The following is a 19,593-nucleotide window of genomic DNA, read 5'->3' as shown; positions in this document are numbered from 1 at the left end:
CCGTGAAGGACCGGCGTTAAGCTGCCCACTTTCCCTTGCGAACCGCCCCCTATGCTCGCCGACCGCCTGTACCCGATCCTGCTGCTGCTGGGCTCCAACCTGTTCATGACCTTCGCCTGGTACGGCCACCTGAAGTACAAGTCGGCGCCGCTGACCGCCGCCATCCTGGTCAGCTGGGGCATCGCCTTCTTCGAGTACTGCCTGATGGTGCCGGCCAACCGCATCGGCAGCGCGGTCTACTCGGCGCCGCAGCTCAAGGGCATGCAGGAGGTCATCACCCTGCTGGTGTTCGCCGGCTTCTCGGCCTGGTACCTGGAGCAGCCGTTGAAGTGGAACCACTGGGCCGGTTTCGGCCTGATCGTGGTGGCGGCCTGGCTGATCTTTCTGGACTGAGCCTCAGAACCGGATCTTGCCGGTCAGGATGTCCTTGAACATCACCCAGTCGCCGACGAAGGAATACAGCGGGTGCTTGAAGGTCGCCGGGCGATTCTTCTCGAAGAAGAAATGCCCGACCCAGGCGAAACCGTAGCCGCAGACCAGCGCCGCCAGCAGCAGCCAGGGCCGGCCCTGGATCACGGCCAGCGCCAGCAACACCAGCACCCCGCAGCTGCCGATGAAGTGCAGGCGCCGACTGGTGCGGTTGCTGTGTTCGCTGAGGTAGAAGGGGTAGAACTCGCTGAAGCTCGCGAATCGATTGGCCATGGCTGCCTCCTAGTCCTCGTCTAACGGACGGTCGCTGCCGGCTCCTGAATCGTCTCTGGAACGGGCGGCCTCGTTGAACACGGTTCGCTGTTTGATCTTAATCAGCTCCGACAGCGTGTTGCCGGTCAAGCAGTACGCGCGGTCGCCTTCGATCCTGAAATGCCGGGGTGGATAGATCCGACGATTCTCGGCCGCGCTCAGCTCGGTGTCGACCGGCAGGTAGGCATCCGATCCGAAGGCCATCGGCTTCGCGGCGGCAATACCGTCGCGCTGCTCCGCATCGTACTCGTCGGACGGCGCACAAGCCGCCCACGCGCCGTTCCGGGTCAGGAAGACGGGGTAGTACTGGTACTTCGCGTGGTAGTAGCGGTCGTCGGACCGGTTCACAAACAGCAGCACATGGGGATAACGCTCGAAGCGCGGCCGCCCGTAGTGATCGTAGACCGTGAATTCGATGACGTCGCCTGGATCATCGCCTTGCACGACCTGCCGCACCCGATAGCGGGCCTGGAACACGCTATCCAGCATGATCTCGCCCGGCTCCAACGCCGGATGAACCTGCTCGAGCAACAGCTTCTCGCCGACGAAGATCGTCATGTGTTCCATTGTCGGCGCGCGCCCCGTAACCATGACGACGGGGCCGTCTTCTGCCATCGCGATCGAGCAGGTGCCTACCATCAGCACCAGCGAAGCGGTCAGGCGGAGCTCTACTCGCATGCGCTAACCCCGATCATTGCGTCGATCTCGACACCGGATCTACTCGCCCCGCTCCTGTCGCTTGGCACTGGCCCAGTAGGCGTCCTGTGCGTCCAGCGACAGACCCGACAAGGGTGTGCGGTCGCCAGCCGCCAGCCGTTCCATCGCCCGGAACCGCCGTTCGAATTTCAGATTCGCGCGCCGCAGCGCGGCGCCCACGTCGACCTTGCCGTGCCGGGCCAGATTCGCGGCCACGAACAGCAGGTCGCCGATCTCGTCCTCGAGGCGGTCGCGCGCGGCCGCATCGTCCGGCGCGGCGGCGACGGCGTCGAACTCGGCGCGCACTTCCTCGATTTCCTCGTGCAGTTTGGCGATCACCGGGGTCACGTTGGGCCAGTCGAAGCCGACCGAGGCGGCGCGCTTTTGCAGTTTCACCGCGCGCTGCCATTCCGGCAGGCCGCGCGCGATGCCCGCGAGCGCCGAGGTGTCGGCTTCGCCGGCCGCCTCGCGTTCGCGACGCTTCTGTTCTTCCCAGGCCACGGTCTGGGCCTCGACGTCCTCGACGCTGGCGCCGGCGAACACGTGCGGGTGGCGGCGCACCATCTTGTCGCTGATCGCGGCGACCACGTCGGCGAACGCGAACGCGCCCTGCTCCTCGGCCATGCGCGCGTGGAAGACCACCTGCAACAACAGGTCGCCGAGTTCGTCCTTCAGCGCCGGCAGGTCTTCGCGGTCGATCGCATCGGCGACTTCGTAGGCCTCTTCGACCGTGTACGGCGCGATGGTGGCGAAGGTCTGCTCGACGTCCCAGGGGCAGCCGCCGTCCGGGTCGCGAAGGCGCGCCATGATCGCGATCAGGCCGGCGATGCCGTCCGGCAGCGGCGCGCCCTCAGCCATCCAGGCAGTCCCGCCAGGGCAACGAAGGATCGCCCAAGGCGATGAAATCGCCGTTGAGGATGCGCGCGCGTTGGTTGTAGCGGAACGGCCGTCCCTGTGGATCCAGCACCTGCCCGCCCGCGGCTTCGAGCACGCATTGGCCGGCGGCGGTGTCCCATTCGCTGGTCGGGCCGAAGCGCGGATAAATGTCCATGCCGCCCTCGGCGATGCGGCAGAACTTGAGCGAGGAGCCCAGGCCGATCGGCTCGACCTGGCCGCCGGCCAGCGCCGACAGGCGGCTCATGAAGGCTTCGGTGCGCACGTCGCGGTGCGAACGGCTGGCGGCCACGCGCAGCGGCGGGCTGGCCGGGATGCGCACCTGCAAGGCCTGTTCGCGCTCGCCGTCGCGGCGGAACGCGCGGCCGCCGCGCACGCCGTACCAGAGCGCGCCGCCGACCGGGGCCTGGACCACGCCGAACACCGGCACGCCATCGTCGATCAGGGCCAGGTTGACGGTGAACTCGCCGTTGCGCTTGACGAACTCGCGGGTGCCGTCGAGCGGATCGACCAGCCACAGCCGCCGCCACTGCCGGCGCAGCTCGAACGACACCTCGTGCGCGGATTCCTCCGACAGCACCGGGATATCGGGGGTGAGCCGGGCCAGGCCGTCGACGATGCAATGGTGCGCGGCCAGGTCGGCCGCGGTCAGCGGCGAGGCGTCGGCCTTGTGCTCGACGTCGAAGTCCTGCTCGTAGATCGCCAGGATCGCGGCGGCCGCGTCGCGCGCGATCGCGATCGCGCCTTCGACCAGGGCCTGGTCCACGTAATCGGGTGCGGTATCGGTCATGCGGGGGGATGCTCTACCTGGGTGCGCAGCCATTCGCGCGCGATGAACAAGGCGGCGATGCTGCGGCCCTCGGAAAAGTCCTCGCACAGGATCAGCTCGTGCAGGCGGTCGAGTTTCCAGGGCACGACCTCGAGCTCTTCGGGCTCGTCGCCGGGCAGGCGCTGCGGGTACAGGTCGCGCGCCACCACCAGCTGCGCCTGATGGCTCATGTAGGTCGGCGCCAGCGACAGCGAGCGCAGCAGGGTCAGGGAGTGCGCGCCGTAGCCCGCCTCCTCCTTGAGCTCGCGGTCGGCGGCCTCGATCGCGGTCTCGCCCTCGTCTATCCGGCCCTTGACCAGGCCCAGCTCGTAGCGGTGCACGCCGGCGGCGTACTCGCGCACCAGCAGCACGGTCTCGGCGTCGATCATGGGCACCACCACCACCGCGCCGTGACCGCGCCCGAGCAGGCGCTCGTAGCGGCGGCGTTCGCCGTTGGAAAACTCCAGGTCCAGCCGCTCCAGCTTGTAGGGCCCGGCGTCGTGCTCGGTGACCCCGTGGATGATGGGCAGGCGCCGGCTCACGAACGCACTCCCGCGGTGCGTGTGCGCGGGGCAAAAGGCGGGATAATGGCGGGATGCAAGATACGAATCAGCATGCCGCGATGCTAGCAGAGGGCGGCGTCTCCGAGGCCGACGCCTGGCGCAAACGCGACCTCGCCGTGCTCTGGCACCCGTGCACCCAGATGCGCGAACACCCCGACACGCTGCCGCTGCTGCCGATCGCCGGCGGCCAGGGGCCGTGGCTGATCGGACGCGACGGCCGGCGCTACCTGGACGCGATCTCGAGCTGGTGGACCAACCTGTTCGGCCACGCCGAGCCGCGCATCGCCGAGGCCATCGCGACCCAGGCGCGCACGCTGGAGCACGTGATCCTGGCCGGCTGCTCGCACGCGCCGGCGGTGGAACTGGCCGAAGGCCTGCTGCGGATCGCCCCACGCGAAGCCGGGCGCGCACCGCTGGCCAAGGTGTTCTACGCCGACAACGGCTCGGCCGGGGTCGAGGTGGCGCTGAAGATGGCCTTCCATTGGTTCCGCAACCGCGGCGAGCCGGGACGCACCAAGTTCATCGCCCTGGACAACGGCTACCACGGCGAGACCCTGGGCGCGCTCGCGGTCGGCGACATTCCGCTGTACCGGCGCGTGTACGCGCCGCTGCTGGCCGAGGCGCTGTTCGCGCCCTCGCCCGACGCCTACCTGTGCGAGCCGGGCGAGACGCCGGCGCAGCGCGCCCAGCACGCGGCCGACGGCCTGCGTGCGCTGCTCGAACGCCATGCCGGCGAAGTCTGCGCGCTGATCCTGGAGCCGCGCGTGCAATGCGCGGGCGGCATGCGCATGCACGACGCCTCCTACCTGCGCCACGTGCGCGCGCTGTGCGACGAGTTCGGCGTGTTCCTGATCGCCGACGAGATCGCGGTCGGGTTCGGCCGCACCGGCACGATGTTCGCGTGCGAACAGGCCGGCATCGCGCCCGACCTGCTGTGCCTGTCCAAGGGCCTGACCGGCGGCGCGCTGCCGCTGGCCGCGGTACTGACCACCCAGGCCATTTACGACGGTTTCCTCGACGATTCGCGCGAGCGCGCCTTCCTGCACTCGCACAGCTACACCGGCAACCCCTTGGCCTGCGCCGCGGCGTTGGCCGCGCAGGCCATCTTCGCCAGCGACGATATCCTGGCGCGCAACCGCGCCACCGCCGCGCGCATGGCCGAGCTGGCCGCGCCGCTGGCCGCGCATGCGCACGTCGCCGACGTGCGCCAGGCCGGCATGATCGTCGCCTTCGAACTCACCCAAGGCGGCGACAAGCGCACTCCGTTCGAGGCCTCGGCCCGGATCGGCCTGCGCGCCTACCGGGCGGCGCTGGAGCGCGGCGTGCTGCTGCGTCCGCTCGGCGACGTGCTGTACTGGATGCCGCCCTACTGCGTCGACGACGAGGCGCTGACGCTGCTCGCCCGAACCACGCGCGAGGCCATCGACCACGCGGTGGCGGAGGCCGGCGCATGAGGCTGACGCGCGTCCACGTCGATCAGCCGCTGCGCGCGGGCACCGAACTGGCCCTGCCCGAGGGCCCGGCCACGCATCTGGCGCGGGTGCTGCGGCTGGGCGTCGGCGATGCCTGCGTGCTGTTCAACGGCGACGGCCACGACTACCCGGCGCGCATCGTCGCCCTGGGCAAGCGCGAGCTGCGTGTCGCCATCGATGCGGCCATGCCGGTGGAACGCGAATCGCCGCTGCGCCTGGTGCTGCTGCAAGGCATCGCGCGCGGCGAGAAGATGGACCTGATCCTGCAGAAGGCGACCGAACTGGGCGTGGCCGAAGTGCGCCCGCTGTGGTCGCAGCGCAGCGAGGTCAAGCTGGACGAGGCGCGCGCCGAGAAGCGGCTCGCGCATTGGCGCAGCGTGGTGGCCTCGGCCTGCGAGCAGAGCGGCCGCGCGCGCGTGCCCGAGGTCGCCGCGCCCTTGTCGCTGAGCGCGGCGCTGGCGGCGCTGCCTGCCGGCGGCCTGCGCCTGATCCTGGACCCGGAAGGCGAGCTCGCCTTCTCGACCCTGAGCGTGGACGCCGACGCGGCGGTCCATCTGGCGATCGGCCCGGAAGGCGGCTGGTCGCCGCTGGACCGCGAACAACTGCGCGCCGCCGGCTTCCTCGGCCTGCGCCTGGGCCCGCGCATCCTGCGCACCGAAACCGCCGGCCTGGCCGCGATCGCGGCCTTGCAGGCGCGGTTCGGCGATCTGGCTTGAGGATGGCGTGCGAGGCGGCTCGCTGCGCTCACCGCATCCTACGAGGTGCGCGGTTTCGTCGGGAACGTAGGATGTGGTGAGCCATAGGCGAACCGCATCGCGCGCCGCCACGGCGGCTAGATCTTGAAGTAGATCCGACGCATATCCAGCGCCCGCACCACGACCCACCACAGCGCGACGAACGCGAGTGCATAGGCCAGCGAAGGCAGGTAGGGTCCGAAGCGCGGGGTCATCCAATCCGCGAACGCATGCCGGTACAGCGGCTCCAGCCAGCCCGCCGCGGCCAGGGCGTAGAGCAGAAAAGCCGAGCCGGCATAGGCCGCGATCGCATTGACGCCGAAAGCGCGCCCCAGCGCCGGCCAGCCGCGCACATCGATGGCGCGGTGGAATACGGCCAGAATCCAGCAGGCGATACCGCCGGTCCACAGCACGTAGCTGGGCGTCCACAGATTCTTGTTGAGCGGCTGCGCATACGACAGCAGGTAGCCCAGCGCCATGCACAGCGCGCCGGCGATCCACAGCGCGCGCAAGCGCCCGTTTCGCAGCCAATCGCCTGCGCGCAGTCCGAGCAAGGTGGTGGCCAAGGCGCCGAGCGTGCTGAGCAGGCCTTCGGGATCGTGACCGCGCCCGCTGCCCGTTTCCAGTTGGTAGACGTGGACACCGAGCAGTTGGCTGTCGAAGCGGCTGGCGATATTCGCGTAGAGCTCGTAGCCGCCACCCGCCGCCAGCAGCAGGCCGTATCCCAGCAGCACGGCGGCCAGCAGGCCCCATTGCGCGCGCGCCGGCAGCCACAGCGCGCACAAGCCGGCCGCGCCGAAGCACAGGCCGATGCGTTGCAGCACGCCCATCGCCCGGTAATGCTCCAGATCGAAGGCCCACCAGGCGCACAGATGCAGCAGCAGGCCCAGGCCGAAGATGCGGGCGGCGCGCGCCAGCACGCCGCGCGCGAGCGCGGGTTTGGCGTCGCCGCGCTCCACGCGCGGATTCAGCGCCAGCGCGATCGACACGCCGACGATGAACAGGAACATCGGGAAGATCAGGTCGGTCGGCGTGCAGCCGTGCCAGTGCGCATGCAGCAGCGGCGCATACACGTGGTTCCAATCGCCGGGATTGTTGACCAGCAGCATCGCCGCCACGGTCAGGCCGCGTAGCGCATCGACCGATGCGTAACGCGGCGGCGCAGCGGAGGTCGCACAGGCGCCCACGCCGCGCGGGAGGCCGGACTCAGGCGGCCTGCGCGAGCGCGCCGCCGATCAGGGCTTCCACGGCTTCCAGGTCGGGCACGAAGGCCACGTCCTCGTTCAGCACCACGCGCGCGTGCACGCCCTGCGGGATGCCTTCCTGGTTGGCGTCCAGCAGCAGGCCGTCCTGCGACACCGTGACCAGGCGCGGGAAGCCCTGGGTCAACATGGCGAAGTACGGTGCGCGCGGATCGCCGCCCAGCGCCTTGAGCACCACGACCTTGCTGCCCAGCGCGGCGTTTTCCTGGGCGAACCCGGCCATTTCCGCGAACGCGATCAGCGGCAGCTGCCAACCGCGCCAGCGCAGGCGGCCCAGCAGCCAATGCGGCGCATCGGCGATCGGCTCCGGCGGCGCGTACGACAGCACCTCGGCGATGGTGGCGTTGGGCAGCAGCAGGCGCGCGCCCGAGACCTGGATCAACACGCCTCGGATGTCGCTGGGCACGGTGGTGTTCTGCTCGGACATATCGTTCGCTTTCCTCAGGACCAGCGCGCGGCCAGGCGCGCGGCCAGTTCGGCCGGTTGACCCGCTTCGCCGCCGCGCGCGATCAACGCGTTGGGCGCGGCCGCGTCGAAGCAACCGTCGGGCGCCTGGCCGGCGACCAGCGCGCCGGCCCAAGCATGATTCATCGCCGCGTCGACCAGGGCCGGATCGCTGCCGCTGAGCATCAGCACTGCGCTGTCGGCGGGCGGCAGCGCCGCCAGCACGTCGGTGCCGTCGCCGTTGAACTGGATGCCGGAGTCGCCGACGTTGATGCCGACGCCCGCGGGCAGGATATAGATCACGCCGGCGATCGCGCGCGAGCCCGGCTCGGCCAGCTTGACCAGCACCGAGGTCGCGCGCTGCATCTGCGCGACCAGCTTGTCGTAGCGGCCGCCGTCCAGACGCTGCTGCACCAGCAGCGGACGCGGGAAGTCTTCCGGCATCGCGCCCAACAGCTGACGCACCGCATCCGGGCCGCCGATGCCGGCCAACACCAGCACGGCGCCGCCGACGGTCTCGGTCGGGCGGTCGTCGACCAGTTCCAGCGAGGAAATGCGTTGTTCGATCGCGTCGAGATCGCGATGCAGGTTGCCGTCGGCGTTGTCGCGGGCGCGCGGCTCGGCGGCGGCGCGCAGCGCCGGCGCCTCATCGTCGAAGCCCCACTCCGGCGCCACCGGCACGGCCACTTCGGCCGCGGGCGCGGACGCCTCGGCGACGGGCTCGTCCTGCGGCGGCAGCGGCGGCGGCACGCGTTCGGACACGAATTCGAACTGGGTGGAGTACATCACCACCGGCGCTTCGGTGGGCGCGCCGGGCATCGACACCGGCGCGGCGGGCTCGGCCTCGAAATCGAAGCTGGACTCGAACGGCGCCAGCTCCACCGGCGCTTCCGGCGCGGCGGCCGCGGCCGGATCGGCATCGATGTCGAAGGTGGATTCGAACGGTTTGAGCTCGATCGGCGCATCGTGGAGCGCGCCTTCGATCTCGATCGGGGCCAGCTCGGACGGAAGCTCCGGCGGCAACTCGGCGACGTGATCGGGGGCGACGAAGGACAGCCCGCCGCTGGGGATCTCGACCGCGACCGGGTCGAAACCGGCGTAGGACTCTTCGCGCACCGGCGGCACGTAGGGACGGTCGGCCTGGGGCGCGAACAGCGCCTGCTCCGGTTCCGGCTCGCGGCCCGGCGGCAGCACGTCGTTGTGGTGGTGCAGCTTGGCGCTGAGGTGGCGCACCCAACGCGCCGCATCCCAGCCTTCGCGGGCGGCGGCGAGTTCGGCTTCCTCGAACAGCACTTCGATCGAGGGGTCCACCAGCACGCTTTCGAAACGGTCCAGCGCGTCCTCGGTGACCTGATCCAGCGCCACCACGACCACGTTCGGCGCGGCGGCGCTGAGCTCGGCCGGCAGCAGCCGGGTCGGATCGGCTTCCAGCACCAACTGCGCGCCGGCGTCGTTAAGCGCGCCACGCAGGCGATCGCGGGCCGCGCCTTCGCGCGCCAGCAGTACCACGCGTCTGCTCGAATCACTCATGGTGTCGCGCGATTCCCAGCAATTCGAACACGTTGCGCATCAGTTCCGGCTCCTGGTAAGGCTTGCCCAGGTAGCGTTCCACGCCGATCTCGAACGCGCGCTGACGATGCTTGTCGCCGGTACGCGAGGTGATCATGACGATGGGCACGTCGCGCAAGCGCGCGTCGGACTTCATCTGCGTGGCCAGCTCGTAGCCGTCCATGCGTGGCATTTCGATGTCGAGCAGCATCAGGTCCGGCACCACATCGGTCATACGCTCCAGCGCATCCAGGCCGTCCTTCGCGGTCAGAACCTCGAAGTTGTGGCGCTCCAGCACGCGGCCGGTGACCTTGCGCATGGTGACCGAGTCGTCGACCACCATCACCAGCGGCACGCGGCGGGTTTCGACCGGCACCACCGGCGCCGGCACGTAGTCGCGCGGCAGCAGGGCCTGACGGCGCACCAGCGGCGCGACGTCCAGAATCACGACCACGCGGCCGTCGCCCATGATGGTGCCGCCGAAGATGCCCGGCACCGAAGCGACCTGCGGACCGACCGGCTTGACCACGATTTCGCGGTTGCCGACGACCTGGTCGACGGTGACCGCGGCGCGCAGATCGCCGGAGCGGATCAGCAGCAGCGGCATCTGCAACTGGCCTTCGGCCTTGGCCGGGGCGTGGCCCAGCAGCAGGCCCAGGTCGTGCACGGCGTAGTCTTCGCCGCCGTAACGGTAGTTGGCGCCTTCGGCTTCCAGGCCCTCGCGCGCGATCCGGCCGACGCCACGCACCGAGGCGATCGGCACCGCGAAGGTCGTATCGCCGATACGCACGAACACCGCCTGGGTGACCGCGAGCGTCTGCGGCAGGCGCAGGAGGAAGGTGACGCCCTTGCCCGGACGCGATTGGATGTCGAGCGTGCCGCCGAGCTGACGCACTTCGCTGGCGACCACGTCCATGCCGACGCCGCGGCCGGCCAGGCGGCTGACCTCGTCGGCGGTGGAGAAGCCCGGTTCCAGGATCAGTGCGTCGAGGTCGCTGTCGGCCAGCACCGCTTCGGCGCGGACCAGACCGCGCTCTTCGCCGCGGCGGCGGATCGCGGCGCGGTCCAGGCCGGCGCCGTCGTCGGCCACTTCCAGCACGACTTCGGAACCTTCGCGGCGCACCGCGATGCGGACCGTGCCCTCTTCCGGCTTGCCGGCCTGCCTGCGTTGCGCGGGCGCTTCCAGACCGTGCGCGACGGCGTTGCGGAGCATGTGCTCCAGCGGCGCGGTCATGCGCTCCAGCACGTTGCGGTCGAGTTCGCCCTGGGTGCCTTCCAGCTTGAGCTGGACCTGCTTGCCCAGTTCGCCCGAGGCCTGACGCACGACGCGACGCAGACGCGGCAGCAGCGCATCGAACGGCACCATGCGCGTGCGCATGAGGCCTTCCTGCAGATCCGAGCTGACGCGCGACTGTTGCAGCAGCAGGGTTTCGTACTGGCGCGTGAGGTCGTCCAGCGTGGTCTGCAAGCTGCCCTGGTCGGCCGCGGACTCCGACAGCGCTCGCGAGAGCTGCTGCAGATTGGAGAAGCGGTCGAGTTCGAGCGGATCGAAGGACTGGTCGCTGGCGTCGCCCTCGCGCTGGTAGCGCGCGATGATCTGGGCTTCGGTTTCGATTTCCAGACGGCGCAGCTGGTCGCGCATACGCGTGTTGGTCTGCGCCATTTCCGCGATCGCGCCGCGGAACGCACCCAACTGCTGTTCCAGGCGGGCGCGGTAGATCGCGACTTCGCCGGCGTAGTTGACCAGGCGGTCGAGCAGGTCGGCGCGGATACGCACCTGTTCCTGCGGCGCGCGCACGCCGATGTCGTCGTCGTCGCCGACGGCGACCTCGACCATCGGCGCCGACAACGGCTTGAGTTCGACCTTGGGCGCGCTGGCCGGGACGATGGTGCCGTCGTCGGTGACGGTGGGCGCGGTGTAGATCTCGCCGCGCGCACGTGCGTCGAATTCGGCGATCAGCGCCTCGGGCATGGCGATCGCGCGACGCGTGCCGACCCGGGTGACCATCGCGTGCAGGCGGTCGAAACCGCGCTCCAGCAAGGGCACGCCGTCGCGGCCGAGTTCGCTGCGCTGATCGACCACCGCCTCCAGCAGCGATTCCATGGCGTGGCCGAGTTCGCCCACGGCCATGATGCCGGCCATGCGCGCGCCGCCCTTGAGGGTATGCAGATCGCGCTGCAGGCCGACCAGCGGCTCGCGTTCGTTCGGGGCCTCGCGCAGCTGCGCGAGCAGGCCGTCGGAATGGTCGAGCAGGTCGCCGCCTTCCTCGACGAAGATGTCGACCAGCTCGGGATCGAGCTCGGCCAGATCCAGCGCTTCGTCCGGATCGGGGTTGGCTTCGATGATGCGCTTGAGCGTTTCCGGCAGCGGCGCGGCCTCGGCGACTTCCACCGTTTCGACCGCGACCGGCTCGGCGACGACGTGGCCGTCTTCGACCGGATCGTCGTTGAAGTACTCGATTTCCGCGAGCTCGTCTTCGGGCGGTGCCTCGAGCGACTCTGCTTCGAGCGACTGGGCTTCGAGCGACTGGGCTTCGAGCGACTGGGCTTCGAGCGACTGGGCTTCGAGCGACTCGGCTTCGCCCGACTCGGTTTCGTCGTTCGCGGCCGGCTGCGGCGCCAGAGCGTCGGCGGGCGGCGCCAACGCCGCGGCGATCGCGGCTTCGGCGGCGGCCTGCTGCTCGCGGGCCACGCGCTCGGCTTCGGCGTACTCGGCTTCCAGGAGCGCGTACTCGCGTTCCTCTTCGGCCAGACGTTCGGCCTCGGCCTGCTCGGCGGCGAGGCGCTCGGCTTCGATACGCTCGGCTTCGGCCTGTTCCGCGGCGAGGCGCTCGGCTTCGAGACGCTCGGCTTCGGCCTGCTCGGCGGCGAGGCGTTCGGCTTCGACGCGTTCGGCTTCGGCTTGCTCGGCGGCGAGGCGTTCGGCTTCGACGCGCTCGGCTTCGGCTTGCTCGGCGGCGAGGCGTTCGGCTTCGACGCGTTCGGCTTCGGCCTGCTCGGCGGCGAGGCGTTCGGCTTCGACGCGCTCGGCTTCGGCCTGCTCGGCGGCGAGGCGTTCGGCCTCGGCGCGCTCGGCCTGGGTTTGCTCGGCGGCGAGGCGCTCGGCTTCGATGCGCTCGACTTCGGCCTGCTCGGCGGCAAGACGTTCGGCCTCGGCGCGCTCGGCCTGGGTTTGCTCGGCGGCCAGGCGCTCGGCTTCGATACGCTCGGCCTCGGCCTGCTCGGCGGCAAGGCGTTCGGCTTCCGCCTGTTCGGCGGCGGCACGTTCGGCCTCGACCCGTTCGGCTTCGGCTTGTTCGGCGGCGATACGTTCGGCTTCGGCCGCAGCGCGTTCGGCGTCCGCCGCGGACGACAGGGCGTCGTCGCTGGGAATCGCCGCGGCGATGGCGCCCGCGATCACGCCGACGAACTCGCCGGCGGCGGAGGTTTCGGACTCCGGCTCATCCAGATCGGCGGCGCTGTGGCCGCGTACCAGACCGGCGGGCACGGCTTCGTCGTCGAGCTGGCCGAACGCGCTCAGGTCCAGCGCGGTGAGTTCGCTGTCCAGGCTGGTGTCGGCGAACGGCGATTCGGCCGATTCCACCGTCTCCAGATGCGGTTCTTCGATCTGCAGGCTGGAACGCGCATCCGGCAGGCTGTCGCGCAAGGCGATCATGCGCTCGGCCAGGCCCGGGAACACCGGCACGCTCTGCGGTTCGGACTTGAGACTGGCCAGGGTGCGTTCGATCGCGACCGCGACCGCGCCGATGGCGGCGACGCCCTCGGCGCTGGCCGGACCGCCCGCGGCCAACAGGCGCTTGACGTAGACCTCGGTCGGCGCGATCACGTCGGTGATGACCGGAACCTCGGTCATCGCGAACGCACCGTTGAGGGTGTGGATCGCGCGTTGCAGGCCGTCGTCGGCCGGCGACGGCGCGGCCTGCGCGGCAGCCAGCCAGCGCTGGATGGTGACCAGGTGACCGGTGACTTCGGTGTCGAGGATTTCCAGCAGCACCGCGTCGACCGAGGCCGGCACGCCGGCGGTGGCGACCTCGACGGCGGCGGGGGCCTCGGGCTCGGCGTCCACGGCCAGCGCTTCGGGCTCGACATCCAGCACGAAACTTTCGCTTTCGACCTCGACCGGAACCGGCACGTCTTCGACGATGGTTTCCAGCACCGGCTCGATCGGCGCCTCGGCCGCGGGCGCGGCCGGCGCGACCAGGTGCATCGGCCGGTAGAAGGCTTCCTCGCCGGTGGCGAGCAGGTCGGCATGGGCCTCGATGCCAGCCAGATCGGCGGTGATCGGCCCCTCGTTGCGCAGCGCCGAGTACAGCTGCGGCAGCGCGCGATGGGCATGACCGACCAGATCGATCAGCTCGGGGCTGACCACGCGGCCATGATCGCGCACGCGGTTGAGCAGGCTTTCGATCTTCCAGCTGAACTCGCCCAAGGTCTTGGCGCCGACCAAGCGGCCGCTGCCCTTGAGGGTGTGGAAGACGCGACGGATCGGGTACAGACGCTCCAGATCGTCCGGCGCTTCGCGCCAGGCCGGCAGCAGGTCGTCGAGGTTGCCGATTTCTTCCTTGAACTCTTCCAGGAAGATGTCGCGGATCTCGTCGTCGATGTCGTCGCTGTGGGCGAAACCGCCGGTGGCGGCGGACTGGCGCGGAGCCTCGGCGAGCGCGGGAGCGGGAGCGGGAGCGGGTTCGACAGGCGGCGCGACCGGCGTCGGTGCCAGGGCTTCGGGCGCGACGTAGTCCAGATGCGCGCGGCCGGCGACCATGGCGTCGATCTCGGCCGCTTCCGGCAGTTCGATGCGGCCGGCGGCGGGCGCCGCGATGGAAGCGCTGGCCGGATCGGGCGTGCGCACGACTTCGGGCAGCGGCCAGTAGCGCAGGGCTTCCAGGCTCTGGCGCGCGATGTCGAGGATGTCGTCGCGGTTCGGACGCTGCTCGCGCAGCGCCTCGAGGTAGTACTCCAGGCTGGCCAGGGCGTCGGCCAGGGTGTCCAGCTGCTGGCCGTTGGGCACGCGATGGCGGCCGATCAGCTCGACTTCGGTGTAGCGCTTGACGCCGGTTAGGTAGTCGGCGGGCAGCGGCAGTTCCAGCATGCGCAGCGCGCCGGCGACTTCGTCCAGCACGCGCGGCACTTCGACCAGCTCGGCGTGATCCCAGTTGGTCTCGACGAAGGCGACGAAGGACTGGCGCGCGTCGCCGAAGTTGGCGATGGCTTCGCGCACGACCACGTCCAGCACCTTGCGCGATTCGCCGGCCAGCAGGTCTTCGTCGGCCTTCTCTTCCGGCAGGCCCAGGCGCGAGACCTGGTCGTCCAGCGAGGCGTCGACATACAGCAGGGCGCCGGCGACATCGAGCAGGGCGCCTTCGTCGGCCGGACGCTTGCCGTCGACGATTTCGATCATGGCGTCGCGCTGCTGCAGCACCACGGTGCGGGCGACGCCCAGCCCCATCATGCCCAGGGTGTCGCTGACGCGGGCCAGGGCCTCGATCTGCGGACGCAGTTCGCTGGCCTCGGTCTGATTGGTGCGCAGGTGCAGGTCCAGCGCGTCCTTGACCCGCAGCAGGTCTTCCTTGATCGCCGCCGATACGGTATCCAGCAGCGCGCGGTTGCGGCCGCTGAGGCTGCCGCGCGCGTGTTCGAGTTCGGACTCGCTGGGCAGGTGCGACGCCAGTTCGAAGGTCTGGCGCAGGTCGTCCAGGGCCGGATGGCGGCCGTCGCTATGGGCGACGTGATAGAGCAGCTGACGGGTCGGCTCGGCCGCGGGTTCGCCGCGCGGGCTGGAGAAACCGTCGTCGGCGAGCATCTGCCGGGCTTCGCGTTCGACGCCGCCGAAGGCCTGGCGCAGCGCGCGCGTGGGCGGCAGGGCGCCGTCGCGCAGGGCGCCGGCGACCGACGAGGCCACCCACAGCATGCGCCGCACCGGCTCCAGCACGACGTCGGCGAGCAGGCCGTCGACCGCCTGGGCAAGCTTGCCGGCATCGGCCGGGGCGCCGTCTTCCGGCCACGCCGCCAGCGCATCGCGCAGCGTGGACAGATGCATATTGGTACTGCCGCGCGCGGGCGAGCTCGGCGGCGGCGGCGCGAGGTGCGCCGGCAGCGGACGGTCGAGATCGGGCGCGAACAGCACGCTTTCGTTGAGGCCCGCCTCGCCGCGCGAGGCGCGCAGTTCGTTGAGCAGCGGCAGCAGCACGATCGGAATGTCGCGATGACCGCCCTGCAGGCGTTCCAGGTAGTCGGGCAGCAGCACCACGCCGCGCATCAGCGCCGCGCAGGCTTCATCGCGATCGCCGACCTGGCCCTGTTGCAGCGCCAGCGCCAGGCGCTCCATTTCCTCGGCGACCATGGCCGGCGCGTACAGCTCGACCATGCGCAGGGTGCCGTGCACCTGATGCAGGTGGCTGGCGCAGAAGCGCATGCGACTGGTGTCGGTGGGATCCTCGGCGTAGGCCTCGATCTCCTGGCGCGCCTGGCGCAGGGTCTCGTCCAGCTCCGGCTTGATCCAGCCCAGCGTGGTGGTATCGATCGCTTCTCGCAGTGCGGTCATGCCGCCCCCCGCCCGTCAGCGAGGCCTCGGCGTGTTCGCCGGTCCTGGAGAAGCCTTGCGGCTGGGATCTTCATCCTGATTGCGACCTCGTCGTCCTGGGCTTGGCTTAGGCCGGCAGCTTGAAGTCGGCGACCGAGCGGCGCAGGTCGGCGGCCAACTGCGCCAGATTACCGATCGACTCGGCGGTCTGGTTGGCGCCTTGGGAGGTCTGCGAGGTGATTTGCTGAATCGTGTTCATGGTTTGAGTGATGTTCGAGGCCGCGCTGGACTGCTGCTGCGCCGCGCTGGAAATGCCTTGAATGAGGTTGGACAAGTCGGACGACACCTTTTCGATCTCGCCCAGCGCGGTACCCGCGTCCTCGGCCAGTCGGGCGCCGGCGACCACTTCCGAGGTCGTCTGCTCCATCGAGCTCACAGCTTCGTTGGTGTCGGACTGAATTGTCTGGACCAGCGTCTCGATTCGCTTCGTCGCGTTGGACGCGCGTTCCGCCAGTCGCTGCACTTCGTCGGCCACGACCGCGAACCCGCGGCCCGCTTCACCGGCCGAGGCGGCCTGAATGGCGGCATTCAGCGCCAGGATGTTGGTCTGCTCCGAGATGTCGTTGATCAGTTCGACGATCGAGCCGATTTCCTGCGAGCTCTCGCCCAGGCGCTTGATTCGCTTCGAGGTTTCCTGGATCTGGTCGCGGATCGAGTCCATGCCCTGAATCGTCTGCCGCACCACGCCCGCGCCCTTGGTCGCGATCTGCACCGAGCGCTGCGCCACGTCCGCCGATTCGGCCGAGTTCTTGGAGACCTGGTCGATCGAGGCCGCGATTTCGCTGATGCGGTCGGAGGCCGAGTTGATCTCCTGGGCCTGGTGTTCGGCGGCCTCGGCCAGATGCATGGCGGTGGCCTGGGTTTCCTGGGCCGAGGAGGCCACCTGCACCGAGGTGTCGGTAATCGTCTGCACCAGGCTGCGCAGCTGTTCGACGGCGAAGTTGATCGAGTCCGCGATCGCGCCGGTCATGTCCTCGGTGACCGTCGCCTTCACCGTGAGGTCGCCTTCTGCGAGCGAACCCATTTCGTCCAGCAGGCGCATGATCGCCTCCTGGTTACGGTCGTTGAGTTCCTTGGTGGTCTGGTAACGCTTCTGCTGGGCGCGGTTCAAGGAGAACAGCAAGCCGGCGATAGCGAGCAGCGCGACGATACCGGAGATGATCGAGACCAGGATGTGGCCGAGCGGGTTGGTGCTGCGCACCGAGCCGAACGAGGTGAAGGCGCTGAACAGGTTTTCGCTGTCGTTGAGCAGCTTTTCCGAGCCGCTGGTGATCGATTCGGCCGCGCTCTGCGCGGCGAACAGCTTGGGCGAGCTGGCCGAGATCGCGTCCAGGTCCTTCTTCATTTCGGCCCACAGCGCCTCGGCCTGGCCGAGCGCGGCGAGCGCGCCGCCGTTGCTCAGCGGCAGCACGCCGGTGGAGGTGTCGCCGCCCTTGCGCAGGCCGGTGAGCACGTTGCCGAACACCGCCGCGTCGCGGCCCAGCGCGTCGCCGGCCAGCGAGGCGCCGCTGCCGCCGGCGCGCATTTCGGTGATGCGACGGGCCATGTTGCCGGCCAGCAGGACCTGGCGCAGGGCGATGTAGACCTGCGAGGACGGCGAGCCGGAGGCCGACATCGCGCGCACCAGCTCGTCCAGGCGCGCCTGCAGCTGCGGCACGCGGCCGGAGAAGCTGTCGAAGTTGCCGGCCAGGTCCAGGACCTGCTTCTCGGAGTTCAGCACCTGGTCGGCGTTCTTGCCCAGCAGGTCCCAGGTGTTGGTCACGGTCCCGATCGGGGTGGACACCTCGAAGGTGCCGCCGTAGACGTCGTTGAGCTGCTTGATGTCGCCGTCGATCTTGGTCTTGGTGGCCTTGAACGCCGCGAAGGCCTCCTTGGCGCCGCCGACCGCTTCACGCCCCTGCACCGCGAGTCTCTGCGAGTTCACCTGCAGCTGCGAAGCCGCGGTGCTGGCGCCGCCCAGCCGCGCCGCCTTCCAGGTCGCGTAGCCCGTGTTCAAGCCGAACACCGTCACCGAGATGCCCAGGATGATCAGCCAGGTGTTGACGCCCAGGTTGCGGCCCTTGCCGGCCACGTTGTCCATCACAGTGCTCATGTTCGACCTCAGAAAGTGTTGCTTATGCGGATTTGATGGTTTGGGCGGGGGAGCGGTTCGGGGTGCAGCGGTGTTGCCAGGGCAATGCGTAAAGGTCCGGACCGGGCCCGTCAGGCCGCGGCCTGACGGAACTCGGGCGTGCGGGCCAGCCGTTCCAGGCTGAAGATCCCCCACGGGTGATCGGCCAGGCGGTAGGCCCGGTCGATGAAATTGGCGTAGCGGCCTTCGGCCATGCGCTCCAGCGCGATCTCGTCGGCCGCGACCAGTTGCTGGTCGTTGAAGCTGCGCTGGCCGTAAAGCTCGTCGATCAGCACCGCGACGTCGCCGCCGGGCTGGCGCACCAGCAGCACGCGCTGACTTTCGTGCAGCACGGTGCGGGTGCCTTCGAGGAATTGCTTGAGGTCGACCACCGGCAGCAGGTTGCCGCGCACGTTGGCCAGTCCCAGCATCCACGGCTGCGCGCCGGGGACCGCGGTGACCTGCGGCAGCGGCAGGATTTCCACCACCTCGTCGAAACCCGAGGCCAGGCGGCGATCGCCGATGCGGTAACCGACGCCGCGCCAGAGGCCCGGCGCATCGAGCTGCTCGGGCAAGCCGACCACGTGCGCCAAGCTGCGGCGCTCGTAATCGACCAGCACATCGAACGGCGACTGCGTGTTCATAGACCGTACCTGATGGCGTCAGCCGCCGAGCAACGCGCTGATGCGCGCGATGAGCTCATCTTCGCGCGGCGGCTTGACGATGTAGTCCTTGGCGCCCTGGCGCATGCCCCAGGCCTTGTCGGTGTCCATGCCCTTGGTGCTCACGATGAGCACCGGGATGGCGCTGGTCGCGGCGTCGCGCGACAACGCGCGAGTCGCCTGAAACCCGTTCATGCCCGGCAGCACCACGTCCATCAGCACCAGATCGGGCAACTCGCGCTTGCACGCCTCGATTCCGTCCTCGGCGCTGCCGGACGCGAACACCTGGTGTCCGTTGCGCTCCAGCAGCTGGGTCAGGACCGCCGTATCGGTCGGCGAGTCCTCGATCAGAAGAATGCGTGCCATGTGATTGCCCTACCCCCCGGTCAGGCGTGTACGTGCTTGCGAATCGCGTCGAGGAGTTCCTCGCGCGTAAATGGTTTGGTGAGGTACTGCTCCGAACCGACGATGCGTCCTCTCGCCTTATCGAACAGACCGTCCTTGGAGGACAGCATGATCACCGGCGTGCTCTTGAACAACTGATTGTTCTTGATCAGCGCGCAGGTTTGATAGCCGTCCAAACGCGGCATCATGATATCCACGAAGATGATTTGTGGATGCTGGTCGGCGATCTTCGCCAGTGCTTCGAATCCGTCCGTGGCCGTGACCACCTCACAACCTTCGCGTTTCAACAGCGTCTCGGCGGTACGACGGATGGTCTTGGAGTCATCGATCACCATGACCTTCAAACCGTCGAGGCTGCCGTTACGAGCCTCATCGAGCATTCTTTGTATCCCCCGGAGCGAAACGCCGCGCAATCCCCGGCGCGTCGCGAAGATGCCTTTATTCCAAGCCGCGCGCATGCTGTCAAGCACGCGTTTTCCCAGCAATAAAGCTGAACGCGTGGACCATGGCGCCCGCCGGGCCCTGAGGCTGCGGCTGGCGCGAGGGCCCGTTCGCGTCCGAGCATGCGCACGAATTGGGTCGGTCCCGTCGGGAATCCGGCGAAGGCCGACCCGACGAGTCAGAAAGGGCCCGGCAAGGACCAATCCTGACGCTACATGATGGCAGATATCGAT

At 69.4% G+C, this 19,593-nt stretch carries 16 protein-coding genes; 3 read left to right on the top strand and 13 right to left on the bottom strand.

Annotation, left to right across the window (positions count from 1 at the left end):
- The first annotated feature begins 51 nt into the window (after nucleotides 1–51).
- The gene (locus ASE35_RS18960) at nucleotides 52–393 is read left to right on the top strand and encodes a DMT family protein (protein WP_157489570.1); all 342 of its coding nucleotides are present in this window, start codon (nucleotides 52–54) and stop codon (nucleotides 391–393) included.
- A 3-nt stretch (nucleotides 394–396) separates the two neighbouring features.
- Here ASE35_RS18960 and ASE35_RS18955 read toward each other — a convergent pair whose 3' ends face one another.
- From ASE35_RS18955 to nudE, 5 genes are read right to left on the bottom strand one after another with little or no spacing between them, the layout of a single operon-like run.
- Nucleotides 397–702, bottom strand: a complete 306-nt coding sequence (locus ASE35_RS18955) for a DUF962 domain-containing protein (protein ID WP_057164785.1) — start codon at nucleotides 700–702, stop codon at nucleotides 397–399.
- Between the two features lie 9 nt (nucleotides 703–711).
- On the bottom strand, nucleotides 712–1,419 hold the full coding sequence (locus ASE35_RS18950; protein ID WP_056182246.1) for a hypothetical protein: 708 nt from the start codon (nucleotides 1,417–1,419) through the stop codon (nucleotides 712–714).
- A 39-nt stretch (nucleotides 1,420–1,458) separates the two neighbouring features.
- On the bottom strand, nucleotides 1,459–2,295 hold the full coding sequence (mazG, locus tag ASE35_RS18945; RefSeq protein WP_082611375.1) for a nucleoside triphosphate pyrophosphohydrolase: 837 nt from the start codon (nucleotides 2,293–2,295) through the stop codon (nucleotides 1,459–1,461).
- A complete protein-coding gene (gene cysQ, locus ASE35_RS18940) occupies nucleotides 2,288–3,121 on the bottom strand; it encodes a 3'(2'),5'-bisphosphate nucleotidase CysQ (RefSeq protein WP_057164784.1) in 834 nt (277 codons plus the stop codon). Before cysQ ends, mazG begins: the two co-directional genes overlap by 8 nt.
- Complete coding sequence (nudE, locus tag ASE35_RS18935; RefSeq protein ID WP_056182253.1) at nucleotides 3,118–3,681, bottom strand: ADP compounds hydrolase NudE; 564 nt, start codon at nucleotides 3,679–3,681, stop codon at nucleotides 3,118–3,120. Before nudE ends, cysQ begins: the two co-directional genes overlap by 4 nt.
- Before the next feature lie 80 nt (nucleotides 3,682–3,761).
- Here nudE and bioA point away from each other — a divergent pair, with 80 nt between their 5' ends.
- Together bioA and ASE35_RS18925 are read left to right on the top strand one after the other, a co-directional pair.
- Nucleotides 3,762–5,156, top strand: a complete 1,395-nt coding sequence (gene bioA / locus ASE35_RS18930) for an adenosylmethionine--8-amino-7-oxononanoate transaminase (protein ID WP_057164854.1) — start codon at nucleotides 3,762–3,764, stop codon at nucleotides 5,154–5,156.
- Complete coding sequence (locus tag ASE35_RS18925; protein ID WP_057160758.1) at nucleotides 5,153–5,890, top strand: 16S rRNA (uracil(1498)-N(3))-methyltransferase; 738 nt, start codon at nucleotides 5,153–5,155, stop codon at nucleotides 5,888–5,890. The genes bioA and ASE35_RS18925 overlap by 4 nt, the downstream gene beginning before the upstream one ends.
- Nucleotides 5,891–6,006: 116 nt before the next feature.
- Here the strand turns inward: ASE35_RS18925 and ASE35_RS18920 are convergent, their stop codons facing one another.
- The 8 genes from ASE35_RS18920 to pilG all read right to left on the bottom strand — a co-directional run bounded on the left by ASE35_RS18920 (nucleotide 6,007) and on the right by pilG (nucleotide 19,299).
- Complete coding sequence (locus ASE35_RS18920) at nucleotides 6,007–7,095, bottom strand: heparan-alpha-glucosaminide N-acetyltransferase domain-containing protein (RefSeq protein WP_255357149.1); 1,089 nt, start codon at nucleotides 7,093–7,095, stop codon at nucleotides 6,007–6,009.
- A gap of 19 nt (nucleotides 7,096–7,114) precedes the next feature.
- On the bottom strand, nucleotides 7,115–7,597 hold the full coding sequence (locus tag ASE35_RS18915; RefSeq protein ID WP_057160761.1) for a chemotaxis protein CheW: 483 nt from the start codon (nucleotides 7,595–7,597) through the stop codon (nucleotides 7,115–7,117).
- A gap of 14 nt (nucleotides 7,598–7,611) precedes the next feature.
- Entirely contained in the window at nucleotides 7,612–9,144 is a 1,533-nt protein-coding gene (locus tag ASE35_RS18910) for a chemotaxis protein CheB (RefSeq protein WP_082611374.1), read from the bottom strand.
- The gene (locus ASE35_RS18905; protein ID WP_057164781.1) at nucleotides 9,137–15,703 is read right to left on the bottom strand and encodes an Hpt domain-containing protein; all 6,567 of its coding nucleotides are present in this window, start codon (nucleotides 15,701–15,703) and stop codon (nucleotides 9,137–9,139) included. Before ASE35_RS18905 ends, ASE35_RS18910 begins: the two co-directional genes overlap by 8 nt.
- Nucleotides 15,704–15,809: 106 nt before the next feature.
- Entirely contained in the window at nucleotides 15,810–17,834 is a 2,025-nt protein-coding gene (locus ASE35_RS18900; RefSeq protein WP_056182270.1) for a methyl-accepting chemotaxis protein, read from the bottom strand.
- A gap of 110 nt (nucleotides 17,835–17,944) precedes the next feature.
- Complete coding sequence (locus ASE35_RS18895) at nucleotides 17,945–18,496, bottom strand: chemotaxis protein CheW (protein WP_056182272.1); 552 nt, start codon at nucleotides 18,494–18,496, stop codon at nucleotides 17,945–17,947.
- A gap of 18 nt (nucleotides 18,497–18,514) precedes the next feature.
- Nucleotides 18,515–18,880 (bottom strand): response regulator, encoded by a 366-nt coding sequence (locus ASE35_RS18890; RefSeq protein ID WP_056182274.1) that lies wholly within the window; start codon nucleotides 18,878–18,880, stop codon nucleotides 18,515–18,517.
- Between the two features lie 20 nt (nucleotides 18,881–18,900).
- Nucleotides 18,901–19,299 (bottom strand): twitching motility response regulator PilG, encoded by a 399-nt coding sequence (gene pilG, locus ASE35_RS18885; RefSeq protein ID WP_055900524.1) that lies wholly within the window; start codon nucleotides 19,297–19,299, stop codon nucleotides 18,901–18,903.
- Nucleotides 19,300–19,593 lie beyond the last annotated feature (294 nt).

The organism is Lysobacter sp. Root916, assembly GCF_001429785.1.
GTDB lineage: Bacteria > Pseudomonadota > Gammaproteobacteria > Xanthomonadales > Xanthomonadaceae > Lysobacter.
Note: the sequence above shows the minus strand (reverse complement) of the source record. Positions and strands in the feature narration are given on the sequence as shown.

Bases quoted from the DNA above. Each gene is read 5' to 3' on its own strand.
- ASE35_RS18960 (WP_157489570.1), top strand. From the start codon at position 52: ATGCTCGCCGACCGCCTGTACCCGATCCTGCTGCTGCTGGGCTCCAAC.
- ASE35_RS18955 (WP_057164785.1), bottom strand. From the start codon at position 702: ATGGCCAATCGATTCGCGAGCTTCAGCGAGTTCTACCCCTTCTACCTC.
- ASE35_RS18950 (WP_056182246.1), bottom strand. From the start codon at position 1,419: ATGCGAGTAGAGCTCCGCCTGACCGCTTCGCTGGTGCTGATGGTAGGC.
- mazG (WP_082611375.1), bottom strand. From the start codon at position 2,295: ATGGCTGAGGGCGCGCCGCTGCCGGACGGCATCGCCGGCCTGATCGCG.
- cysQ (WP_057164784.1), bottom strand. From the start codon at position 3,121: ATGACCGATACCGCACCCGATTACGTGGACCAGGCCCTGGTCGAAGGC.
- bioA (WP_057164854.1), top strand. From the start codon at position 3,762: ATGCTAGCAGAGGGCGGCGTCTCCGAGGCCGACGCCTGGCGCAAACGC.
- ASE35_RS18925 (WP_057160758.1), top strand. From the start codon at position 5,153: ATGAGGCTGACGCGCGTCCACGTCGATCAGCCGCTGCGCGCGGGCACC.
- ASE35_RS18915 (WP_057160761.1), bottom strand. From the start codon at position 7,597: ATGTCCGAGCAGAACACCACCGTGCCCAGCGACATCCGAGGCGTGTTG.
- ASE35_RS18910 (WP_082611374.1), bottom strand. From the start codon at position 9,144: ATGAGTGATTCGAGCAGACGCGTGGTACTGCTGGCGCGCGAAGGCGCG.
- ASE35_RS18905 (WP_057164781.1), bottom strand. From the start codon at position 15,703: ATGACCGCACTGCGAGAAGCGATCGATACCACCACGCTGGGCTGGATC.
- ASE35_RS18900 (WP_056182270.1), bottom strand. From the start codon at position 17,834: ATGAGCACTGTGATGGACAACGTGGCCGGCAAGGGCCGCAACCTGGGC.
- ASE35_RS18895 (WP_056182272.1), bottom strand. From the start codon at position 18,496: ATGAACACGCAGTCGCCGTTCGATGTGCTGGTCGATTACGAGCGCCGC.
- ASE35_RS18890 (WP_056182274.1), bottom strand. From the start codon at position 18,880: ATGGCACGCATTCTTCTGATCGAGGACTCGCCGACCGATACGGCGGTC.
- pilG (WP_055900524.1), bottom strand. From the start codon at position 19,299: ATGCTCGATGAGGCTCGTAACGGCAGCCTCGACGGTTTGAAGGTCATG.